The organism is Planctomycetaceae bacterium (assembly GCA_021371795.1).
In the GTDB taxonomy this organism is placed as follows: Bacteria; Planctomycetota; Phycisphaerae; order Sedimentisphaerales; family UBA12454; genus UBA12454.
Genome location: JAJFVK010000020.1, coordinates 52,571 through 72,939, shown reverse-complemented (window position 1 = coordinate 72,939; position 20,369 = coordinate 52,571). Strand labels below are relative to the sequence as shown.

At 43.8% G+C, this 20,369-nt stretch carries 21 protein-coding genes and 1 pseudogene; 14 read left to right on the top strand and 8 right to left on the bottom strand.

Features of this window, described 5'->3' with window-relative positions; all coding sequences use genetic code 11:
• Nucleotides 1-7 precede the first annotated feature (7 nt).
• Nucleotides 8-151, bottom strand: coding sequence for a hypothetical protein (locus LLF92_10745; GenBank protein ID MCE5341582.1), 144 nt, complete (start codon nt 149-151; stop codon nt 8-10).
• Between the two features lie 83 nt (nt 152-234).
• On the opposite strand from LLF92_10745, the gene pyrR reads away from it, so the two are divergent.
• The 4 genes from pyrR to LLF92_10725 are packed head-to-tail and all read left to right on the top strand — an operon-like array spanning nt 235 to nt 3,479.
• Nucleotides 235-762 (top strand): bifunctional pyr operon transcriptional regulator/uracil phosphoribosyltransferase PyrR, encoded by a 528-nt coding sequence (gene pyrR, locus LLF92_10740; protein MCE5341581.1) that lies wholly within the window; start codon nt 235-237, stop codon nt 760-762.
• Nucleotides 759-1,706 carry an aspartate carbamoyltransferase catalytic subunit gene (locus LLF92_10735; protein ID MCE5341580.1) on the top strand — a complete coding sequence of 316 codons (948 nt, stop codon included), beginning with the start codon at nt 759-761 and terminating at the stop codon, nt 1,704-1,706. Before pyrR ends, LLF92_10735 begins: the two co-directional genes overlap by 4 nt.
• 2 nt (nt 1,707-1,708) lie before the next feature.
• Entirely contained in the window at nt 1,709-2,998 is a 1,290-nt protein-coding gene (locus LLF92_10730) for a dihydroorotase (protein MCE5341579.1), read from the top strand.
• Between the two features lies 1 nt (nt 2,999).
• A complete protein-coding gene (locus LLF92_10725; GenBank protein MCE5341578.1) occupies nt 3,000-3,479 on the top strand; it encodes an NYN domain-containing protein in 480 nt (159 codons plus the stop codon).
• 2 nt (nt 3,480-3,481) lie between these two features.
• Here LLF92_10725 and LLF92_10720 read toward each other — a convergent pair whose 3' ends face one another.
• Nucleotides 3,482-3,619, bottom strand: a complete 138-nt coding sequence (locus tag LLF92_10720; GenBank protein MCE5341577.1) for a BrnA antitoxin family protein — start codon at nt 3,617-3,619, stop codon at nt 3,482-3,484.
• Between the two features lie 172 nt (nt 3,620-3,791).
• Between LLF92_10720 and LLF92_10715 the strand changes: the two genes are divergently transcribed.
• Genes LLF92_10715 through LLF92_10705 form a run of 3 tightly spaced genes read left to right on the top strand, consistent with a single transcriptional unit; the run spans nt 3,792 to nt 7,270 of the window.
• Nucleotides 3,792-4,619 carry a hypothetical protein gene (locus LLF92_10715; GenBank protein MCE5341576.1) on the top strand — a complete coding sequence of 276 codons (828 nt, stop codon included), beginning with the start codon at nt 3,792-3,794 and terminating at the stop codon, nt 4,617-4,619.
• A gap of 15 nt (nt 4,620-4,634) precedes the next feature.
• A complete protein-coding gene (gene aroA / locus LLF92_10710) occupies nt 4,635-5,897 on the top strand; it encodes a 3-phosphoshikimate 1-carboxyvinyltransferase (GenBank protein MCE5341575.1) in 1,263 nt (420 codons plus the stop codon).
• A 41-nt stretch (nt 5,898-5,938) separates the two neighbouring features.
• Complete coding sequence (locus LLF92_10705) at nt 5,939-7,270, top strand: chorismate synthase (protein MCE5341574.1); 1,332 nt, start codon at nt 5,939-5,941, stop codon at nt 7,268-7,270.
• 80 nt (nt 7,271-7,350) lie between these two features.
• Here LLF92_10705 and LLF92_10700 read toward each other — a convergent pair whose 3' ends face one another.
• Entirely contained in the window at nt 7,351-10,248 is a 2,898-nt protein-coding gene (locus LLF92_10700) for a hypothetical protein (GenBank protein ID MCE5341573.1), read from the bottom strand.
• 354 nt (nt 10,249-10,602) lie between these two features.
• Here LLF92_10700 and tsaB point away from each other — a divergent pair, with 354 nt between their 5' ends.
• Both tsaB and LLF92_10690 read left to right on the top strand, forming a co-directional pair.
• A complete protein-coding gene (tsaB, locus tag LLF92_10695; GenBank protein ID MCE5341572.1) occupies nt 10,603-11,328 on the top strand; it encodes a tRNA (adenosine(37)-N6)-threonylcarbamoyltransferase complex dimerization subunit type 1 TsaB in 726 nt (241 codons plus the stop codon).
• A gap of 71 nt (nt 11,329-11,399) precedes the next feature.
• The gene (locus LLF92_10690) at nt 11,400-12,017 is read left to right on the top strand and encodes a phosphoesterase (protein MCE5341571.1); all 618 of its coding nucleotides are present in this window, start codon (nt 11,400-11,402) and stop codon (nt 12,015-12,017) included.
• A gap of 1 nt (nt 12,018) precedes the next feature.
• Here LLF92_10690 and LLF92_10685 read toward each other — a convergent pair whose 3' ends face one another.
• The 5 genes from LLF92_10685 to LLF92_10665 all read right to left on the bottom strand — a co-directional run bounded on the left by LLF92_10685 (nt 12,019) and on the right by LLF92_10665 (nt 16,408).
• Nucleotides 12,019-13,149 carry a PDZ domain-containing protein gene (locus tag LLF92_10685; GenBank protein ID MCE5341570.1) on the bottom strand — a complete coding sequence of 377 codons (1,131 nt, stop codon included), beginning with the start codon at nt 13,147-13,149 and terminating at the stop codon, nt 12,019-12,021.
• Nucleotides 13,142-13,681, bottom strand: coding sequence for a sigma-70 family RNA polymerase sigma factor (locus LLF92_10680; GenBank protein ID MCE5341569.1), 540 nt, complete (start codon nt 13,679-13,681; stop codon nt 13,142-13,144). The genes LLF92_10685 and LLF92_10680 overlap by 8 nt, the downstream gene beginning before the upstream one ends.
• A gap of 121 nt (nt 13,682-13,802) precedes the next feature.
• Nucleotides 13,803-15,173 (bottom strand): tRNA (N6-isopentenyl adenosine(37)-C2)-methylthiotransferase MiaB, encoded by a 1,371-nt coding sequence (miaB, locus tag LLF92_10675; GenBank protein ID MCE5341568.1) that lies wholly within the window; start codon nt 15,171-15,173, stop codon nt 13,803-13,805.
• A 69-nt stretch (nt 15,174-15,242) separates the two neighbouring features.
• Nucleotides 15,243-15,539: a GIY-YIG nuclease family protein gene (locus tag LLF92_10670; GenBank protein ID MCE5341567.1), complete on the bottom strand. Its 297-nt coding sequence runs from the start codon at nt 15,537-15,539 to the stop codon at nt 15,243-15,245.
• A complete protein-coding gene (locus LLF92_10665) occupies nt 15,539-16,408 on the bottom strand; it encodes an alpha/beta hydrolase (GenBank protein MCE5341566.1) in 870 nt (289 codons plus the stop codon). Before LLF92_10665 ends, LLF92_10670 begins: the two co-directional genes overlap by 1 nt.
• A 157-nt stretch (nt 16,409-16,565) precedes the next feature.
• On the opposite strand from LLF92_10665, the gene LLF92_10660 reads away from it, so the two are divergent.
• From LLF92_10660 to LLF92_10640, 5 genes and pseudogenes are all read left to right on the top strand, one after another.
• On the top strand, nt 16,566-17,258 hold the full coding sequence (locus LLF92_10660) for a FadR family transcriptional regulator (protein MCE5341565.1): 693 nt from the start codon (nt 16,566-16,568) through the stop codon (nt 17,256-17,258).
• Nucleotides 17,167-18,525 (top strand): tagaturonate epimerase family protein, encoded by a 1,359-nt coding sequence (locus LLF92_10655; protein ID MCE5341564.1) that lies wholly within the window; start codon nt 17,167-17,169, stop codon nt 18,523-18,525. Before LLF92_10660 ends, LLF92_10655 begins: the two co-directional genes overlap by 92 nt.
• A 103-nt stretch (nt 18,526-18,628) precedes the next feature.
• On the top strand, nt 18,629-19,240 hold the full coding sequence (locus LLF92_10650) for a transposase (GenBank protein MCE5341563.1): 612 nt from the start codon (nt 18,629-18,631) through the stop codon (nt 19,238-19,240).
• Nucleotides 19,241-19,618: 378 nt separating this feature from the next.
• Nucleotides 19,619-19,837: a zinc ribbon domain-containing protein gene (locus LLF92_10645; GenBank protein MCE5341562.1), complete on the top strand. Its 219-nt coding sequence runs from the start codon at nt 19,619-19,621 to the stop codon at nt 19,835-19,837.
• 4 nt (nt 19,838-19,841) lie between these two features.
• Nucleotides 19,842-20,306 (top strand): annotated as a pseudogene (locus tag LLF92_10640) (class I tRNA ligase family protein).
• Nucleotides 20,307-20,369 lie beyond the last annotated feature (63 nt).

The window sequence follows — 20,369 nt, the reverse complement described above, 5'->3', positions numbered from 1 at the left end:
ACTTCGATTAAACAATAATTATATCGAGATTATAGCATTTATAGTGAATTGTAGCAATTGGTATTATTGCTCGCGCGTCGCAGAGTTTGCAGCTTCGCTTCAATGCCGCTGCTCCAACGCTCATGGCTCTGATTTCTATATTTTTAGGCAACCTTAATTTCTTGCCAAAACAAACGGTATCTGTTATACTCCGGCAAGTCTTAAACAGTTGGAGTATTAGGAATAAGAAACAATATGGAAGTTCTTTTAAGTTCCGATAAAATCGATAGTTGCATAACAGTACTAGCTGATGAGATAATATCACACACAGCCGGGACCGATAAAATTGCTATTATTGGTATCCGCAGTCGAGGGGAAGTGTTGGCCAAACGGCTTTCAGATATATTAGCGAAAAAGCTCAAATCTCCTGTTCTTACCGGCACTCTCGATATAACTCTTTATCGAGACGACCTCAACAATCCTCAAGGGCAGGCACAGCCGATGGTAAGAAGTACTGAAATCGGCTTCAATATCGATGATACGCTTATAATTCTCGTGGATGACGTTCTATATACCGGCCGAAGTACGCGGGCGGCTCTGGATGCGTTGATAGACCTTGGCAGACCAAAGGCTATACGGCTGGCGGTTCTTGTCGAGCGGACTGGGAGAGAGCTACCGATTGCCGCGGATTTCGCGGGTTATAAAATTGACCTGCCTGCGGAAAAAACTATTCAAGTAAACTTTGTTGAATCTGACGGAAAAGACAGAGTAATCGTAATATGACAAAAAATGATTTCATTTGGACACGCAAGCACCTTATCGGCCTGCGCGATTTGAGCCGGCAGGAGATAGAACATATTCTTGACACTGCGCAGGGTTTCGAGGCTTTCAGCGTGCGCAGTATTAAAAAAGCCCCCGCCCTTCGCGGCAAGGTTGTCGTAAATCTTTTCTTTGAAGACAGCACGCGAACAAGGAACAGTTTCACTCTTGCGGCCAACAGATTGAGCGCGGACGTAATCGAATTTACAGAAAAGGTAAGCTCGACCAGCAAAGGCGAAACGCTTTTAGACACAGCGCGAAATCTTGAAGCGATGGGAATCGACATTGTAGTAATAAGACACAGTGCAGGCGGTGCGCCGAAGTTATTGAGCAGGAGTATAAACGCCTGTGTGGTAAACGCCGGCGATGGATATTGTGAACATCCGACACAGGCACTGCTTGACGCATATACAATCAGAAAAATCAAAGGCTCGCTTGAAGGCCTGAAAATTGCAATCGTCGGCGATATTGCGCATTCTCGCGTAGCAAGAAGCAATATATATGCACTGACAAAACTTGGCGCAAAAGTGATTCTCGTCGGCCCGCCGACGCTCATGCCTGCGCAGGTAAGCCAACTGCCGGTGCAGGTAAGTTACTCCCTCGATTCAATCATCGGCGAACTCGATGTTATAAATATGCTTCGCATACAGTTTGAAAGAATGGGCGCTAATCCGTTCCCATCCATTAAAGAATATTCGCATCATTTCGGCCTGACGGGCGAAAGAATGAAAAAGGCGAAAAAGGATATTCTTGTTATGCATCCGGGTCCGATTAACAGAGGCGTTGAAATCGAAAGCGAAGTCGCTGACGGTCCCAACAGCGTAATTCTTGAACAGGTAACAAACGGCCTTGCGGTAAGGATGGCGGTGCTTTTCCTTGTCAATCAGGCCGCGATGACAAAAGAATAATTATGGCAAAAAATTTACTGATAAAAAACGGACGCGTAATTGACCCTGCGAACAACATCGACAAGAAATGCGATGTTCTGATTGTCGATGGCAAATTCGCCCAAGTCGGCAGAGTCGATGAGAAAGCTGATATGGCAATCGACGCAGAGGGCAAACTTGTTCTGCCGGGGCTGATTGATATTCACGTTCATTTCCGCGAGCCGGGCGACGAAGAAGAAGAAACTATCGCGTCAGGTTCTGCGGCAGCGGTTGCGGGCGGATTCACTTCGGTTGTTTGTATGCCGAATACCGACCCGCCGACCGATAACGCCACAAGTATCGAATACATCCACAGGATGGGCAGGCAAACCAGAAAGACGCACGTTTATGTGATGGGCGCAATCACCAAAGGCAGAGCGGGCGAACAGCTTGCTGAAATGGGATTTATGGCGCAGGCCGGCGCTGTCGGTTTCACCGATGACGGCAACGGAGTGCAAAACGCATCCGTAATGCTCCGCGCGATGAAATACGCATCGATGTTCAGGAATATTGTTTTGAGCCAGCACTGTCAGGATAATTCGCTTGCGGGCAAAGGCGTAATGAATTCCGGTTTTAATTCGACAACGCTGGGACTTCCTGGCATTGACCCGCTGGCGGAAGAAATGATGATTTGGCGAGATATTCAACTCGTTCGCAAAACGAATATGCGTTATCACGTTCAGCACATTTCAACGGCAAAATCAGTCGAGCTGATTCGTCAGGCGAAAAAAGACTGCCTGCCGGTAACGTGCGAAGTTTCGCCGCATCATCTGCTTTTGACCGATGATGACTGCCGCGATTACGACACGAACTACAAAGTCAATCCCCCGCTGCGAACGGCAAAAGATATCGACGCGTTAAAGCAGGCAATTCGTGAAGGCGTTATCGACGCGCTGGCATCCGACCACGCACCGCATCTGAAAAGCGAAAAAGAACTGGAATTTCTGGCCGCTCCGTTCGGTATCGCAAGTATAGAGTGCGCACTGGGGTTGTACATTAAAGCCTTGATTGAGCCGAAGATTATCGATTGGCCGCAGCTTGTCTCGATGATGGCTGAAAGGCCCGCGAAAATTATCAGCGTCGATAAAGGCACACTTTCAAAAGGCAAACAGGCCGATGTTACAATCATCGACCCGAATTGCGAATACACCGTTGACGTCAATAAATTTTACTCCAAGAGCAAAAACTGTCCGTATAACGGCTGGAAACTCAAGGGCAAAGTCGAATATACAATCGTCGGCGGCGAAATAAGATTTTCAGCACAGGGAAAGTAACGTGCTGTTAATTGACGGTTATAATCTGCTGCACACGGTGCAAAATATTCTGGAACAATCCGCGGAAATCACCGACGTTCAGTTATGTAAAATTCTCGACGAATTTATTTACAGGACAAAAGGCAAAGGCAGTATAATTTTCGATGGCATTGGGCCGAGAGACAAATCCGGTTTTGCGAACCTGTTCAATCTTGAAGTTGTATTTTCAGGAATGAACCGCGAGGCGGACGATGTAATTGAGAAATTAATACTTCAAAACACCGCACCAAAGCATCTTTCAGTTATCAGCAGCGACAGGCGGATAAAAAAAGCCGCTCAAAAACGAAAAGCAAATGCCGTCGATTGCGTTGATTTCTGGACGGATATGCTCAAGCAGATGGATAAGAAAACGAAAAAGCCTACGGAACCAAAGGAGAAACTTTTTGGTGTAAGCAGTGCCGAAACGGAATATTGGCTTAGAGAATTTGGGTTTATAAAATAAACTTACGCCCATTTCAGGGTTGGTTTTTTATGCGAATGCGCACACTGGCTAAGGTAAAGATTGACCAGGTTTTGATACGGGATGCCCATCTCTTTGGCCTGCTGCTTGAAATAGTCAACAACATCAACGCTTAATCGCAGAGTTAGGCTAAATGTAGAAAGTAGGAAACCGCCTGCGGCGGATTCTGTTTCACGCTGGATTCCCGCCTTCGCGGAAATGACAAGTCAGATTTAATACCTGTCAAAACTATATTTTCATTTGCCTTTTTTGCCTTTATGCCTTTTAATGTACGGCGACTTTAAGGAGTAAAAAATGGCTTATACGATAGGTTTAGATTACGGAACAAATTCAGTAAGATGTCTTATCGTTGATGTAAAGAACGGCGATGAAATCGCAGCGTTCGTATTCGGCTATCCGTCCGGCAAAAATGGAATCATCATCGACAGCTTCGACGCAAACATCGCGAGTCAGAATCCGGCTGATTATATCAAGGGTATAGAAGTAAGTGTCAAGGGCGCAATAGCCACAGCAAAGAAAAACGACAGGAATTTTTCAGCCGACAAAATCATCGGCTTCGGCGTTGACACAACCGGCTCAACACCTATTCCGGTCGACAAAGACGGCACTCCCCTGTCGTTCAACCCGAAATTCAAAAATAATCCGAATGCAATGGCCTGGCTCTGGAAAGACCATACATCATACAAAGAAGCGGCACAGATTACCGCCCTTGCGAAAAAACTCCATCCTGAATATTTGGCCAAGTGCGGCGGGACATACTCATCAGAATGGTTCTTCAGCAAAGTTCTGCACTGTCTGAACGTTGACAAAAAAGTTTTCGACGCGGCATACAGTTGGGTCGAATGTGCAGACTACATCCCCGGCGTTTTAGTCGGCGATACCAAACCTGAAAATCTAAAATGCAACAGATGCGCAGCAGGTCACAAAGCAATGTTCAGCGAAGACTGGGGAGGCGTGAAGGCGAAAACTTATAAGCCAAACGCTAAAAAACAAAAAGTTTACGCCGAGATGTATAAACTCTATAAAAAGATGCACGATTCATTCGGCGTTGTCGACAGCAAAATAGTTTTGTCAGACGTGATGAAAAAAATGCTCGAACTCAAAGAACAGGCCAATAAATAACATCCACCGACATGTATGAAAAAAGTAAGCAAAATAAAAAATCTGAATGCTGAAGTAATGGCACCGCCATCAAAAGCACATACGCTGCGGGCTTTGATTATCGGTTCGCTGGCGCATGGAACAACTGTTATCACCAATCCTCTGATGGGCGAAGACCAGATTAACGTAATCAACTGCCTGAAAAAACTCGGTATTAAAATCACTCAATCGCCGGGCAGAATTAAAATTGAAGGCTGCGGCGGAAAATACAGTCCTGTCGAAACAGACTTATACGTCGGCGAATCGGGCGTTGGAATGAATTTCTTAAGCGCGGCGGCGAATTTCTCAAACACACCTGTAACTATTGCCGGTACAACACGACTTATGGAAAGACCAATAAGCGAAGTTATAAACGGTTTAAAACAACTCGGATGCAAAATCGATTATCTTGAAAAGGAAGGCTTTCCACCGATAAAAGTTTATGGCGGAGGAATTCCCGGCGGACAGGCATCCATCAAAGGCGCGAAAACTTCGCAATATTTCAGCTCGCTTGTTATTTCGTCAGCGTATGCGCAAAAAGACACCATATTAAACTGCGTCGATGAAATGACTGAAAAACCATACTTCGATATCAGTACGCAAATGATGGCGGAGTTCGGCGTACAAACAGAAAATAAAAATTACAAACAAATAATTATTCCTGCCGGTCAGAAATACAAAGCCGCGGATATGGTTATCGAGGGCGATTACAGCAGCGCATCGTTTTTCTTTCTTGCCGCCGCTGTTTGCAAAAGCAAAGTTACTGTAGGCGGTCTGCGAAAAAATACCAAACAGGGAGACATCGAATTTGTAAATCTGCTCGAAAAAATGGGCTGCAAAATTTTTCAAAAAGACAACAAAGTGATAATCGAAGGCGGTCAGCTTAACGCAATCACACAGGACATGAGCGATATTCCGGATTTAGTGCCGCCGATGGCAATTGCCTGTGCGTTTGCCGATGGTACAAGCAGACTGACAAACATAGGCCATTTGAGGCACAAAGAATGCGACCGGCTCGGCGTGATGGCCATGGAACTGGAGAAAATGGGCGTTTCGGCAAAATGCGATGAGGATTCGCTTATAATTGAGGGAACAAATCAAGCCAAAGGCGCTCAAATAGACCCCCACAACGACCACAGGATTGCGATGAGTTTCGCGGTTGCCGGCCTTGTTACAGGCAGTCAGATTATCGAAAATGAGAACTGCGTCGCTAAATCTTTCCCTGATTTCTGGGAAAGGTTTGAAATTTTTCACAAATAATATATACTGTTTCCAAATAAATAAATTATATGGGAGATACTATGTTAGGCTGTCATTTTGGAAAAATGTATCAGGTAACGGCGGCAGGCGGGTCTTATCAGGACGGCCTGACTGCTTGTATTCAGGGCTGCCCTCCTGCTATGGCAATCAGCGAGCAGGAAATCTACGGCGATTTGCTTTTGCGAAAGCCTGGAGCAGATGAATTAAGCTCACCACGCAAAGAACCTGATTTGCCTGTAATCTATACCGGCATTAACGCAGCCGACACAGTCGAGAACGCAGGCAATAAGGGCCTGACCAACGGTACGCCTTTGACCATTCTTATTCCGAATCTCGACAGACATTTTATACATATAAAGCAATATCAGGACACAAACCGCACTCCACGCCCCGGCCACGCTTCTTATGCGTCATTCGTAAAATACGGACCGGCTGACGATTCCATCGGCGCGGGCATTTTCAGCGGCAGATACACCTCGACAATCGTCGCGGCAGGATGCGTTGCGAAAAAAGTTTTGAAAAAATGCGGAATTGAAGTATTCGGCTTTGTCAGAGAACTGGCCGGCGTTCGCTGCGGCAGTGTTGACAGCGCAAAGACTTTGAAATCCTGCGATAACTACAAAAAAATGAGATGCGACCTCGACCCGTTTTATCAGGAAATCTATGTTAAAGGCAGAATAAACGCCGAGATGAGATTCCTGGAGAAAATGGCGGTCTTCGCGCAAATCGAAAAGGAAATCGACCCAATCCGCGACAAAACCCCGAAGATGGACGCGAAAAAAATCATTGAAAAATATGGTGTTCACCATATTTTAAATTGTCCGGATATTGAAGCTGCCGAAGAAATGGTGCAGGCCTGCAACAGAATATCCGCTACCGGCGATTCGGCTGGCGGAGTTGTCGAAGTCGTGGTTACGGGCGTTCCTGTCGGACTGGGTGAACCAGTATTCAGCAAACTCGACGGACAACTGGGCGAAATGCTCGGCATCGGCGCGGTAAAAGGCGTAGAAATTGGCGCAGGTTTCGCTGTGAAGGATATGACCGGCTCGCAGGACAATGACCAGATGCAGTCGAAAAACGGTAAAGTTATCTTCGATACCAATAATGCCGGCGGTATCACAGGCGGCCTTTCAACGGGTCAGGATATTGTAGTTCGGCTTGCAGTCAAAGGAACGCCTACCATCGATAAGCAGCAGCACACAATCGATAAATACACGCTTGAGAACAAAAACCTCGCAGCGATAACAAGACGCGACGCTACCATCGTCGCTCGCGTTTGGCCGGTCGCCCAAGCATATACGGCAATGATTATGCTGGATAATCTTATGATGCACTACGGCTATCAGGCAGTAAAACAAAAGTTTGAAAAATAATATCGCCGTACTTTACAATTTGTAATAAGCATAAAAAAAGGCCGACATCAAGTCGGCCTTTTGATTTTCGATTCGGATTATTATCTTTCACGCAGCGGAGCGAAAAATTCCTGCTCTGCTTCTTCTTTGATAATAATCGACGGTTTAACAAGTATCAGCAATACTTCCTGGTCTTTTACCTTGCTGCGATTGCTGAACAATCTGCCGATAAGCGGCATTTTCGAAAGGCCCGGTGTGCCCGCTTCCTTGTTGATTTCGGCACCAAGTTTCTGTCCGCCGATAAGCAATGTACCGCCGTCAGGAACGTTCACATGCGTCTTGATATCAGAAGTTTCATAAGTTGGAAGCGTCTGATAGTATTTATCGCCGGTAGTATCCGCGTAAACGGGGAACAGTGTATCGAGGTTAAACTGTCTGTACTCTGTCATAATCAGCAGGTTGACATATTTTTTGTCATCGCTGATTACAGGTGTTACGTTAAGTGTAACGCCGCCGACTGCATAAGCCGATGTCGGATTTGCTATAACTCTTGTCGGCTGGCTGTCGCCGGAAGCTGTTATATCTTCAAATTCATAATCTTCAATGTATGCCGCTGATTTCAGAATGTTAATATTTGCACGTTCACCACTCAAAACTGTAACTCTCGGAGCGGTCAGAACTTTTGCGTCACGATGAGCCTGTGTAGCTCTGATAAGGAAAGAGAGCTGCAAATCGTCGTTGAACAAACTCAAACCAATCTTGCCTACGCCGCCCATTGTAGGCGCGCCTATAGTGGAGCCTGTTACGGAGCTGCCCATGCTGCCCGGAACGCCTGTTGCGCCAGGCAATGTATAAGATGCTGAATCCTGAAGAATACCTATATCATCTGTAAAAGCACCGCCGGTATTAATCAGGAAATTCGTATCAATGCCAATATCTTCAAGGAAGTTTTCCGTTACAAACAAAAATCTTGCTTCAATCGATACCTGCTCGCCCTTTGACATGCGTAAATCATCCAGAAGTTTTTGTATCTGTAAATGAATCTGCGGCGTTTGGCTGACAATAAGTCTGTAATCGTTGGCGGTTCTTGTTATTGTACCTTCGCCACCATTAATCAGCCATGATTCCGGAGCTATCGTTTCCTGGATAATAGTAACGATATCATCTGTATTTTCTTCCTTCTGCTGTTCAGCATCAGTGGTACCGGAAGTGTTGCTGTTGCTTTGTATTTCGCCGTTACCGCCGCCGCCGCCTGATTGCATCTGTGTAGGTTCAAAGTCTGCTACCGCACCGACAATCTCACTTATAGTGTAAACCTGCGTAACAAGCTTGCTTGCCGGCAGTGATTCTTTTGTAGCTACGGTAATAATGCCTTCTTTAACCGCATAATCAATATTTGCCACTCCGCCTGAAATAGATTTCAACAGCGCACTTAGCGCTTCGCCAACAGGCATTCCCGGAAAACCGTGCATTCCGATTGGTGCATCCGGTTCGATGTACGCGTTATCCGATAAGTCTTTCCAGTAAACGACTATCTTTAACGGAGGAGTTACTGAATTTTTTAGAATATCTATCGCTTCGTTGAACGGCGTTTCGGGAGTAAGTGCCGACAAATCAGCCTGTGTTTCAAGCTGCTTGTAAACTTCCGCATCTACCGGTGCAACACCAGTAATCATATCGCGTTCTCTCTTTGCCGATATATCCTGCCAGTTGCGAGGATATGTAATCAACTCAGCATGAGGAATCATTGATCTTTGTACATCTGTGAAAGAAGCTTCTTCTGCCTGACCGATTTCCTTTTTGATTTCCAACTGCGTGCGAAGATTTATGATATCGTGAAGCATTTGTTTGCGAATAGCGCCTTCCCTGTTTGTCGGGTCAATAGCCATAAGCGTATCGACCTGGGCAAGAGCTTCTTCATATTTCTGCTGTCCCTGATACTCGTTGGCTCTGTCAAGAAGGTCTTCGATTCTCTTTTGTTTATCGGCAGCCTGTTGACCTCGCAACTGTTCCTGCGATGCCTGTGCTTCAGCTTTGGATTTTTCAGCCTTCTGTTTTTCTATTTCAGCCTGACGTGCATTAATATCTGTCGTCATCTGCTGTAATGTGGCTGTGTATTGCTTATAATCCTCATCGCCCAGCAGCATTTTGTTCTTTTCAACTACTGATGCTGCGCGTAAAATTTCGTCTTTGGCGCCGGCGAATTCTTCTTTATCTGTGTATTCTTTTGCTTTGGCGACTGCTTCATTAACAACCGCTTTTGTATAGCTCTGCTGAACACGCTGCTTCTGCTTTACAGTTTCGATGTAGTTTTCTTTTACCTGTTCTTCTGTCGGTGCCGCTGCGGGTTGATTTTCCGGTTCAACTGGAATCATAACCGCCGGCTGCTCGATATTCGGTTCTACGGGGGTTACAACTGGAACTGTATTTACTTCAGGTGCTGGATTTACATTTACCGTATTTGCGTCAACCGGTACGAATTTTATGTATTGCTCATTAACTTCCGATTGTGTTGCGGGCACCGGCTGCGACGGGGATGTCTGGCCGAGAGCTGCAAGTTCTGCGTCAACTGCCGCAATTTCGTCTGCGGTAAGTTTGCCGCTCTGTTTTGCCTGCATATATCTGGCTTTTGCTTCTTCGATTTTGCCTTGTGATGCCAGAGTTCTTGCGTCTGTCAGAAGCTCGGCGGCGATATTCTCTACCACAGGCTGACTTGCCTGTACACTGCCAGCCTCTAAGCCCAGAGATTTTACAAGCTCTGCAAGTTTGCTCTTGTCAGATTCGTCAAGATAGTCTTTATACGCTTCGACTCTGCGAACTGTTGCTTTGGCGTCTTCAGTCAAGCCGCGATTATACTGTTCTGATGCAATGTCAAGAAACTGCTTGCCCTGCATTTGCATTGCCTGCTGTTTGGCTGATTCATTTTCCGCCAAAACAACTGATGTCGCTACTGTGCAAACAAGTATCGCTGCTGTTAATACGCCCAAAGTCCATCTCATTTTAGATACACCAATTAACACTGGTAGTCTCCTATAATATAGTTAAGGTTTTCAGATGCTCAGGCAACATCCCAATTCTATTTAACCGTTCGGATTCATACACTTTACCGACCTTACGGTACTTATTGAGATTCGCCATTTTAACACCAAAATCTGCGTTCTTCAAGTTAATTCTTATATTTAAGCAATGGTTTTTCATAATACTTTGTGTTTTTAATATTTCTTTTTTTCAAGGTTCTATTATTATTCGGTATTACTTCGGCTTATTTTAGGATGTTATAGAGTAAATTCTTTTAAAAAATTTGGCGTATTTTTCTTTAAAAGCCTTGATAATTGTATAAAATCACTGAACTTATGAAAAATTCAGCAATTACATATCATAATTTATGCCTTGCACTGGAAACCACCGGCAGGCTCGGCTCGGTCGCTATTGGCTTAGATGGAAAATTATCGGACGAAAAAACTTTCTCCGCCCCGCTTCGCCATAACGCTGAATTATTCGACACAATAGATACATTATTGAAACAAATTTCCGGGACTGCCAATCAAATTAATCATATTTATATTTCGATAGGTCCGGGAAGTTTCACCGGCGTGAGAATTTCCGTTACAGTCGCCAAGATGATGGCTTTGGCAAACGAAAGCAAAGTCGTCGCGGTCAATACAAGCGAAGTTATCGCGCAGAATGTAAACGATGAATCGGTAAAAAAAATCGCAACTGTAATCGACGCAAAACGCGGGCAGTTCTTTATCGCCGTCTTTGAGAGAAAAAATAATCTGTGGGAAAAAATCCAGCCGGACTGTATGATGACCGCCGAAGAATTCAAAGCGAAGTTCGACAATGAACCGATTTATCTGCTCGGCGAAGGACTGCTTTACTATTCGAAAAATTTTGAAACTGAAAATATTAAGATATTAGATAATAATCTTTGGTCGCCAAAGGCTTCGAACGTTTTCAAACTCGGCACTCAAATAGCCGAACAGGAAAAATTCGCTGACCCGGTCAGCCTTGTGCCTTTATACATCAGGAAACCGGAAGCAGAAGAAAATTTAGAAAAGAAAACAAATTCAGAGCCCTAAGCGTTGGAGCAAAGCGGAAACCCCGCGCTGGGGTAAACGCAGGGTAATTACTCATTTTAAAAGGACTCAACATGGCACAGGATGAACAGGTATTAGTAATCAAAAGAGAAATACTCGATAAGCTCGGAACGTTTCACGGCCTGATGTTTGATGTCGAACGTTATCTTAAAGAAATATTCGCGCCCGGCGTTTGCACATTTATGGCAAGGCCGCTGGCGGAAAAAGACCCGTCTTTTAAGCAATTAATACCTTATGTTATAATGGGCTGCGATGGCAAATATTTGAGCTATGTCCGCGGCAAACGTGCAGGCGAAACCCGCCTTGTCTCAAAACGTTCAATGGGAATCGGCGGCCATATCAATCCGGTCGATTGGACGCTTTTCAGCAACGATGCACGCCAAACATATTTGGAAGCCGTTCAGCGTGAAATTACCGAAGAAGTTTCGGTAGATACCAAGTACACAAATAAAATTGTTGCTCTATTGAATGACGACACAAATGAAGTCGGCCAGGTTCACCTCGGCGTTGTCCATTTCTGGCAATTGGAAGCACCGAAGGTTGAACGCAAAGAGCAGATGATTACGCAGTTGGAATTTATGTCGCCTGCGGAACTAAATAAAGTAAAAGACACATTGGAAACATGGTCGGCCCTCTGCCTTGACGGTGTTGATAAAATGACAAAGTCTTAACTTAGTGTTTATCCGGTAAAGTCACTCTGATAATATCAAAAGTATATTCGGAATCCTGTCGTTTAACGGTAAGAGCAATCTTGTCGCCAGCCTTCCCTGATAATGCTTGCCTTGCATCTTCCGAGGTTTTAATATAGCTGACATCCTGGCCATTTATCTTTTTCAGCACATCGCCATCTTTAATTCCCGCTTTCTCTGCAGGCATACCTGACACAACTTTCAACGTCGGCCAATTTTCAAGATTGAGCCCAACAAAACCACGTTTTTCGTAATCTATGAAATCACGAGGTATTTGCGGTTCAAAAAAATTGGGGGCGAGTTCAACATCATATTGGGGATCATACATAACGATATTCACTTTGTTGTTATTAATCAAAAGGCAATCTACTTCAATACGAACTATAAATTTAGAATTTAAATCAACCCAAAAACGCATGGTCATATCTTTTACATAATCTTTATCAATACTAAGAATTGTTCTTAAATCGTAAAATTCGAAACCTTCGACAGCAATTCCATTTATGCTTTTTTTGCCTAATTTTTTATATTCTCCTTTCGACAAAATGAAATTTGCTATTTCATGCGGCCCTAATGTCACAGATTGATTTTTAATATCATCCTCTATCAATTCTGTTTTTCTATAAAATTTTTCCTTGTAATTTATCCCAACAAATGTTCCTTTAGAAAAATTTACATACACCTGATTACTTAGTTTATCATTATCATAGATGTCCTCTCTCACAGCACCTTTTGTGTAATATGACAAGGTTTCAAATGTGTTAATTACGTTCTTAGAGGATATTGTTGTCATCTTTTTAAAAATACTGCTTTTTATTTGATTAAGTTTTATAGCCACATCTGCCAACGCCACACTTGTCGTATCAAGGTAACCGCCAAAACGACTTATGCCAATGAATATCGCAAAGATTATTACGGCTGCCGCAGATAATCGAAATATTTTACTTTGTGTCAGCATTCGCCATGCAAACAGTTTGCCCCGATTTGATTCTTTAGTTTCCAACTGTCGGTCGAGAATTTTACCAAAAGCAATACGTTCAGATTCCAAAGTTTTCGCGGGATTAATACCATCCGCTTTCAACAGTTTTTCAAATAATTTTTTATTCTTATCCATTTTTACTCTCCATTTCTTTGCGAAGAGATTGCTTTGCGTAAAATATTCGCGACCTGACAGTTCCAATTCCACAACCGATAACTTCCGCAATCGACTGGTAAGACATTTGCTCAATAAAACACAGTGTCAACACTTCTCGATGATAAGGTTTGAGTTCGTTAAGGGCTTTGTGTAACTTCTCGCCGTCTGCCTCATCAAAAGTCGGCTCGTCATTGCCTGATATGTAAATTTCATCTTCATCCGGCAGCACGGCAAAATTTTCTTTGCGTCTGAACCCATCATAAACCTTATTTCTTGCGATACGATACAGCCAGACAGCGAAAACCTTTGCCTCTTTCAGCTTCTGGATTTCCTTTATAACCGTCAGCCAGATATCCTGCAGAATATCGTCAATATTGTGTCCGTCACAATCCAGCCGCCTAACATAATATTTCAGCCTCGGCTGATACAGCTCAAATAGCTCTTCAAACGCCGTTCTTTCGCCATCCTGACAGCGATGCACTATTGTTTCCAGATGCTTGTCCAAATCCATAAAGGCCCTTAAGATTTCTCATATCACTATGTAAAGACGCACTTCGACCGGATTAGTTCAAATAAATTATTTTTTTATATAACAGTGTAAATCCGCGTTAATCCGTGTCTAAAGAACCGTGTTAATCTGCGTCTAATTTACCAAACAACGTCAGTGCGCTTGCCCGTGTAATTTCCACATCGACAAACTGCCCTGCCAAATTCGCCGGGGCGTCGAACACGACGATGTAATCGCCTGCCGAGCGGCCGATAAGTTGCGTATGTTCTTTTTCATGAGCGATGTCGAGATGGCCTTTTTTGCTGACACCATCAACCATCACTTTCAACGTCCTGCCGATAAACGCCTGATTTATTTCTGCGCTGATTTTTTCCTGAACCGCTAACAAATCTATGTTCCTCTGCTTCTTTACTTCATTTGGAACATCATCGGCCAATTTTTCATCAGCTCTCGTGCCGGGTCGGGGGGAATATTTGAAAACAAAGACATTCTTGTATTTTGCCTTTTGGACAAGCTCAACCGTTTTTTGAAAATCCTCATCTGTTTCGCCGGGGAAGCCGACAATAAAATCGCCCGCGACGGCAATATCCGGCACAATCTCTTTTGCCTTATAAACAATGTCAAGATACTGCTCGGCGGTGTAACCGCGATTCATCGCTTTAAGAATTCTGTCCGAGCCGCTTTGCGCAGGGATGTGCAGATACCTGCAAATCTTCGGCAAATCAATCATCGCTCTGAAAATTCTTTCATCGAAATCCCGCGGATAGCAGGTAACAAACTTTATCCATTCCAATCCTTCGATTTTACTCACTTCATAAAGCAAATCCGCAAAGGACAGATTTTCATACTGATATGAATTGACCGTTTGACCAAGAAGCGTTACCTGTTTTACGCCGGTATCGACGAGCTTTTTAATTTGCGTAATAATTTTCTCCGGCGGACGCGAAACCTCCGGCCCGCGGACATACGGCACAACGCAATAAGAACAGAAGTTATCGCAACCGTGCATTACACGAACAAACGCCTGCGCAGGCAAATGCTCTTCAACCGAATCGAAATCCTGCTCGAAATCATCAAGGCTTGCTAAATTTTCCACAGTTGGTTTATGCCTGATATTTTCGCTTACCGCCTTTTGCTTTTTTGTATTTTCTAAAGCGTTATGAACCAGTTTCGGCAATTCCGGTATCTGCAACGGCCCGCAAACAATATTCACTACCGGATGATTGAGTAAATCTTCTTTGCATCTTTGTGCCATACAGCCGAACACTGCGACGATAAGATTTGGATTAGTTTTTTTGACGTGCTTGAGATGGCCGAGCATCGAAAGTACCCGCTCCTCCGCGTGATTACGCACCGAGCAGGTGTTTATAAGCACAACGTCAGTTTCGCCTATATCTTCAGTCAACTCGAATCCATCCTGTACAAATGAATTAACGACAAGACTCGAGTCTAATTTATTCATCTGGCACCCAAAACTCCGGAGGAAGATTCTCATAATCTTCCTCCGGAAGTTTTGGGTGTCCCCGCGTTTAGGTTTGCCGCAGCAAACCTGCGGGGACGGCTTTCAAACACATTCACCTTGTTTATTATTTTCATATATTCTTATCAGTTTTTCTTTTCGTTTTCTGGTTAATCTTTTAACAGCTATTTCGCCATTCAAAGCACTTTTATAATAGCGGTATTCTTTAGCATAAACCAGCACGGCAGGCAATTTATTTCTTACATATTTTGCGCCCCTGCCGCTGTTGTGCAATGCGACACGGTTTGCAAGATTGTTCGTGTAGCCGGTGTAAAATGTACCGTCATTGCACTTGAGGATGTAAACCCAATATTGCCCTTTGCGTTCCGGCGATTTACCCATTATTTTTTCGCTTTGCTTAAACTTATTAATTCCTTCACATATTTGTGCAGGTGTTTATTGAATTCTTCCGGCCGTTCGAGCATCGGAAAATGGCCGCAGCCGGGCATTATCGCAACCTCGAACGAAGTTATATATTTGCGATTTACTTCCGGATTAGTCGGGTACAAATCGGAGTTTATGCAGCGAACCGGAGCTTTGACCTGTTTGTATGTATTTGCCATTCCGAGATTGTCGTAGCGAGCAACATATTCTTTTACCGCGATTATGCCGACGCGGGGGTTCTGACAGCAAATATCATCGACAATCCATTTTCGCAACTCCGGCTTCATACTTTTGCCGAGCATCGGCTCGATAAATTTCCTGACCTCCGCTTTAAAATCTTTTTCCATTCCGCTGATAAGTTTTTCAAATTCTTCTTTGGGCATACTCTGTTCAAGGTTATTTATATTGTCCACGCCGATAAGACCGATGACCTTTTCAGGCATTAATTTCTCCGCCTCGGCGATAACGCCATCACCCATAGAGTGTCCGATTAAAATAACTTTCGTCGCGTTAATATCATCAACAACAGCCTTAACATCTTTGCCGAAGGCTTCAAGCGTGTACACATCTCGCGTCTGTTCGGAATGGCCTTGCCCTGCGCTGTCGATTGCGACAACTCTGTATTTGCTGACAAAAGCCGGAATCTGATATTTCCAATACCTGCTGTCGCCCGCCCAGCCGTGAACAAATACAAGCGTAACGTCTCCGCTTCCGAACACGTTATAGCTGATTAGCTGGCCGTCAAAAGACTGAACCATAAAATTTCTTGCGCCGCAATAAGATGTCATCGCCGCTACAACAAAAACTAATAATGCCCTGAATTTCATAACAGTATCCTTTGTCTTGCAAAATCAATATTTTAAAACTTCAGCAATTTCAGAAATTATAATGGGTTGGCCGCCATCGTCAAACTTTTTGTCTTGACGAAACTCTAAAATTGGTATATAAATTATACCAATTATACCAATTAGTTGACATGTATCAATGAATAAGGAATTATTACATACTAAACTTGTGCGGGAACTGATTGCCGCGATTGCTTCAGGCTCTTTTGGCGATGGTGCACGTCTGCCGGCAGAACGCCAGCTTTGCAAACAGTATAACTTAAGCCGAGGCACTGTCCGCCAGGCTTTCTACGACCTCGAAAAACTCGGCGTTGTCAAAATCAAGGCCGGCTCCGGCGCGTATGTTCAGAAAGTTTCGCAAAAAAAACTGCCGACACATTTGCTGCCGAGGGATTTTGAGAGCGTTTCTATTGCTGACATCATTTACGCCCGCAAAGCAATTGAAACAGCGGCAATTACTCTTGCCTGCGAAAAAATAAATGACGACCAGCTTGAGTATCTCGAAAAACTTATCGAAAAAATGGAACAGTCGAAGGATAATCTTCTGGATTTCTTCAAGTTCGATATGGAATTTCATCAGACAATCATACACGCGACTGGAAATATGCCCCTGATTACCGCTTTCGCCTCAATCGCGGATTATCATAAATACACACAGGTTTTTTCAAGTATTTATGAGGCGGAAGTTGATTACGCGATTAGTTATCACAAAAAAATGCTTGCGGCTTTGGCATCACGAGATGTCAAAAGTGCCGCCAAAGCCATTGCCAAACATCTGGAACATACGGAACATACAACGGAGTTATCCGAACAGAAAAATACTTCTGCATAATTTTTTTCAGGAATTTAATATGAAGATTGAAAAATATTCCATCGGCACAGGCGACAGATTCGCGCATCAGGGCAAAGCACAACTGGCAGCTATAATAAAAGCAAAACAGCGAGGCTGTAATTTAGTGCCCGTCTGGAACAAGTCGAACCGCGAACATTCCATCATCGGCACAAAGCCTGCCGACCTGCGTGCCGAAGCTGATGCCGCCGTGAAATTCTTCGGCTGGAAAGATTCATATTATGTTGACGCAGACCATATCAATTTGAGCACAGTCGATTCGTTTATCGAGCCGAGCAATTTCTTCACCCTCGATGTCGCGGATTACATCGGCCAGAAATGCGAAGAAAAGACCTTAAACGCATTTATAGCCCAAAACAAGAAATTCCTCGGTACATTGTCGATTCCCGGCATCGACGGAAAATTCAACATCACACAAAGCGACCTTGAAAACATCGGCTCAAAATTTCTGCTTGCCGTAAAAAAGGCAGGCGAGATTTTCAGACACGTCGCCAACAAGAAAGGTGCGGATAATTTCGTTACAGAAGTTTCGATGGATGAATCGAATCAGCCGCAAAGTCCGGTCGAGATGTTTTTCATTCTGTCTGCAATTGCCGCTGAAAAAATACCGGCTCAAACAATCGCACCAAAATTCACAGGCAGATTTAATAAAGGTGTCGATTATGTCGGCGATGTAAAACAATTTGAGAAAGAATTCAACGAGGACATCGCGGTAATTAATTTCGCGATTAAGGAATTCGGTCTGCCCGCTAATCTGAAATTAAGCGTTCATTCCGGCAGCGATAAATTTTCTATTTACGCGCCGATTAAAAGAGTGTTGAAAAAAACCGGCGCGGGACTGCATTTGAAAACAGCAGGCACAACATGGCTTGAAGAAATCATCGGTCTTGCGATTGCCGGCGGAGAGGGTCTTGTCATCGCAAAAGATGTTTACAAACAGGCTCTCGAACATTTCGACGAACTTTGCGGGCCGTACGCGACAGTTATCGACATCAATAAAGCACAACTTCCGACAGCGAGTGAAGTCGCAAAATGGGACAGCGAAAAATACGCAAACACCCTTCGCCACGATTTGGATTGCAAGGACTACAATCTTAACTTCCGGCAGTTAATCCACGTCGGCTATAAAATCGCCGCCAATATAGGTGCACGATACATCAACGCCTTGGAAAAATTTGAGGATACGATTGCCCAAACCGTAACCGAAAACATCTTCGACCGGCACATAAAACGTATATTCATAGATTGATATTTTCGTAGGGGCAGACCTGTGTGTCTGCACAATAAGGGCGAACACATAGGTTCGCCCCTACAACAATACCCATAAGCAAAATCATTCAATGGTATAAAACATGCCAACTAATGAATATGATCCCAAAATACATCATCGTCATTCAATTAGATTAAGGGGGTATGACTATTCAAAAGTCGGTTATTATTTCATTACCATTTGCACTCATTATTGTCAGCCTGCATTCGGCAATATCGAAAAAGGATTTATGGTTTTAAATAATGCCGGCAATATGATTGAGCGTTGGTGGAAAGAAGTAAGCTGCAAGTTCCCCAACGTTCAAACAGACCTTTATGTGATTATGCCGAACCACTTTCACGGCATTATCAATATAATCGACACCAAATTAAATGCTATTGCAAGACCGAACACTAAAGATAAACTTGTAGGGGCAGACCTACGTGTCTGCCCAGAAAATAAAAATGGCGAACACATAGATTCGCCCCTACAACATACACCCATAAGCAAAATTGTTCAGTGGTACAAAACAATGACAACTAATGAATATATCCGTAATGTAAAACAAAACGACTGGAAACCATTCAAGGGAACATTATGGCAAAGAAATTATTATGAACATATCATTCGAAATGAAATTTCATTGGGACAAATCCGCGAATATATTTTGAAAAATCCTTCAAACTGGGAGGACGACGAATTATTCCAAAAATAAAAACAGCAATATTGGCAACCTGTGTATTTGCTCAAAAAATACTAACGTAGGGGCAGACCTGTGTGTCTGCCCAATAAGGGCGAACGCATAGGTTCGCCCCTACAGAATGCATTAATTTAACAAAAATGTTAAATTGATGCATCAAAACCCAAATTAACAATATAAACACCCCTAAATTGCTTTTTTTCTTAACCTTTTCCTTGCCTCTGGAATATAAAAGGTTATACTGCTTGTCTTTAATATATATGGATAGTCTGCCGTAAAGCGGCAATCCTGTAATCCCCGAATCTTCAGGATTTTGCTACTTACAATCCCCCTTGCGGGGACTTGAAGAGCAAAATCAGAGGGGAACAATTTTGATATTTGATTTGCGTTACTATGCCTATTATTGAATACAAATGTGAAAAATGCGGTAAGGTCAATGAATTCCTCGAAAAATCGATGAGTTCCAAAGAATCGCACATCTGCCCTTCCTGCGGCGGTAAAAAACTTACCAAACAGTTTTCAACCTTTTCAGCAGTGGTAAAAACTCCGTCAGCAGGCAGTAAATGTCATACCTGCCCATCGCACGGAACATGCCCTCATTCAGGACACTAAAAAAATGGACGAACCAAAAGGAATTTACAACTTCAACGAAATAGAGAAAAAGTGGCAGACTTACTGGGAAACCGGCAAGACCTTCGCCGCTAAGGATAATTCCGACAAGCCAAAGTATTATGTGCTTGATATGTTCCCCTACCCATCGGCACAGGGTCTTCACGTCGGTCATCCGGAAGGCTACACCGCAAGCGACATTGTCGCGCGTTACAAAAGAATGAACGGCTTCAATGTCCTGCATCCAATCGGCTGGGACGCATTCGGCCTGCCCGCAGAGCAGTATGCCGTCAAAACCGGCACACACCCTGCCATCACAACCCAGCAGAATATCAATAATATGCGAAGGCAAATCAAAGACCTCGGTTTTTCGTACGATTGGGACAGACAGGTTGATACTACCGACCCCGGTTATTATAAATGGACACAGTGGATTTTCCTGAAATTGTTCAACAGCTATTTCGACCAGATGGAACAAAAAGCAAAACCAATTTCCGAGCTTATAAAAAATCTCGAAAACGGAAAATTGTACATC

What these genes read in the sequence shown, in the direction of transcription:
- pyrR (MCE5341581.1), top strand. Translation starts at nt 235, where the DNA reads ATGGAAGTTCTTTTAAGTTCCGATAAAATCGATAGTTGCATAACAGTA.
- LLF92_10735 (MCE5341580.1), top strand. Translation starts at nt 759, where the DNA reads ATGACAAAAAATGATTTCATTTGGACACGCAAGCACCTTATCGGCCTG.
- LLF92_10730 (MCE5341579.1), top strand. Translation starts at nt 1,709, where the DNA reads ATGGCAAAAAATTTACTGATAAAAAACGGACGCGTAATTGACCCTGCG.
- LLF92_10715 (MCE5341576.1), top strand. Translation starts at nt 3,792, where the DNA reads ATGGCTTATACGATAGGTTTAGATTACGGAACAAATTCAGTAAGATGT.
- aroA (MCE5341575.1), top strand. Translation starts at nt 4,635, where the DNA reads ATGAAAAAAGTAAGCAAAATAAAAAATCTGAATGCTGAAGTAATGGCA.
- LLF92_10705 (MCE5341574.1), top strand. Translation starts at nt 5,939, where the DNA reads ATGTTAGGCTGTCATTTTGGAAAAATGTATCAGGTAACGGCGGCAGGC.
- LLF92_10700 (MCE5341573.1), bottom strand. Translation starts at nt 10,248, where the DNA reads ATGAGATGGACTTTGGGCGTATTAACAGCAGCGATACTTGTTTGCACA.
- tsaB (MCE5341572.1), top strand. Translation starts at nt 10,603, where the DNA reads ATGAAAAATTCAGCAATTACATATCATAATTTATGCCTTGCACTGGAA.
- LLF92_10690 (MCE5341571.1), top strand. Translation starts at nt 11,400, where the DNA reads ATGGCACAGGATGAACAGGTATTAGTAATCAAAAGAGAAATACTCGAT.
- LLF92_10685 (MCE5341570.1), bottom strand. Translation starts at nt 13,149, where the DNA reads ATGGATAAGAATAAAAAATTATTTGAAAAACTGTTGAAAGCGGATGGT.
- LLF92_10680 (MCE5341569.1), bottom strand. Translation starts at nt 13,681, where the DNA reads ATGGATTTGGACAAGCATCTGGAAACAATAGTGCATCGCTGTCAGGAT.
- miaB (MCE5341568.1), bottom strand. Translation starts at nt 15,173, where the DNA reads ATGAGAATCTTCCTCCGGAGTTTTGGGTGCCAGATGAATAAATTAGAC.
- LLF92_10670 (MCE5341567.1), bottom strand. Translation starts at nt 15,539, where the DNA reads ATGGGTAAATCGCCGGAACGCAAAGGGCAATATTGGGTTTACATCCTC.
- LLF92_10665 (MCE5341566.1), bottom strand. Translation starts at nt 16,408, where the DNA reads ATGAAATTCAGGGCATTATTAGTTTTTGTTGTAGCGGCGATGACATCT.
- LLF92_10660 (MCE5341565.1), top strand. Translation starts at nt 16,566, where the DNA reads ATGAATAAGGAATTATTACATACTAAACTTGTGCGGGAACTGATTGCC.
- LLF92_10655 (MCE5341564.1), top strand. Translation starts at nt 17,167, where the DNA reads ATGTCAAAAGTGCCGCCAAAGCCATTGCCAAACATCTGGAACATACGG.
- LLF92_10650 (MCE5341563.1), top strand. Translation starts at nt 18,629, where the DNA reads ATGCCAACTAATGAATATGATCCCAAAATACATCATCGTCATTCAATT.
- LLF92_10645 (MCE5341562.1), top strand. Translation starts at nt 19,619, where the DNA reads ATGCCTATTATTGAATACAAATGTGAAAAATGCGGTAAGGTCAATGAA.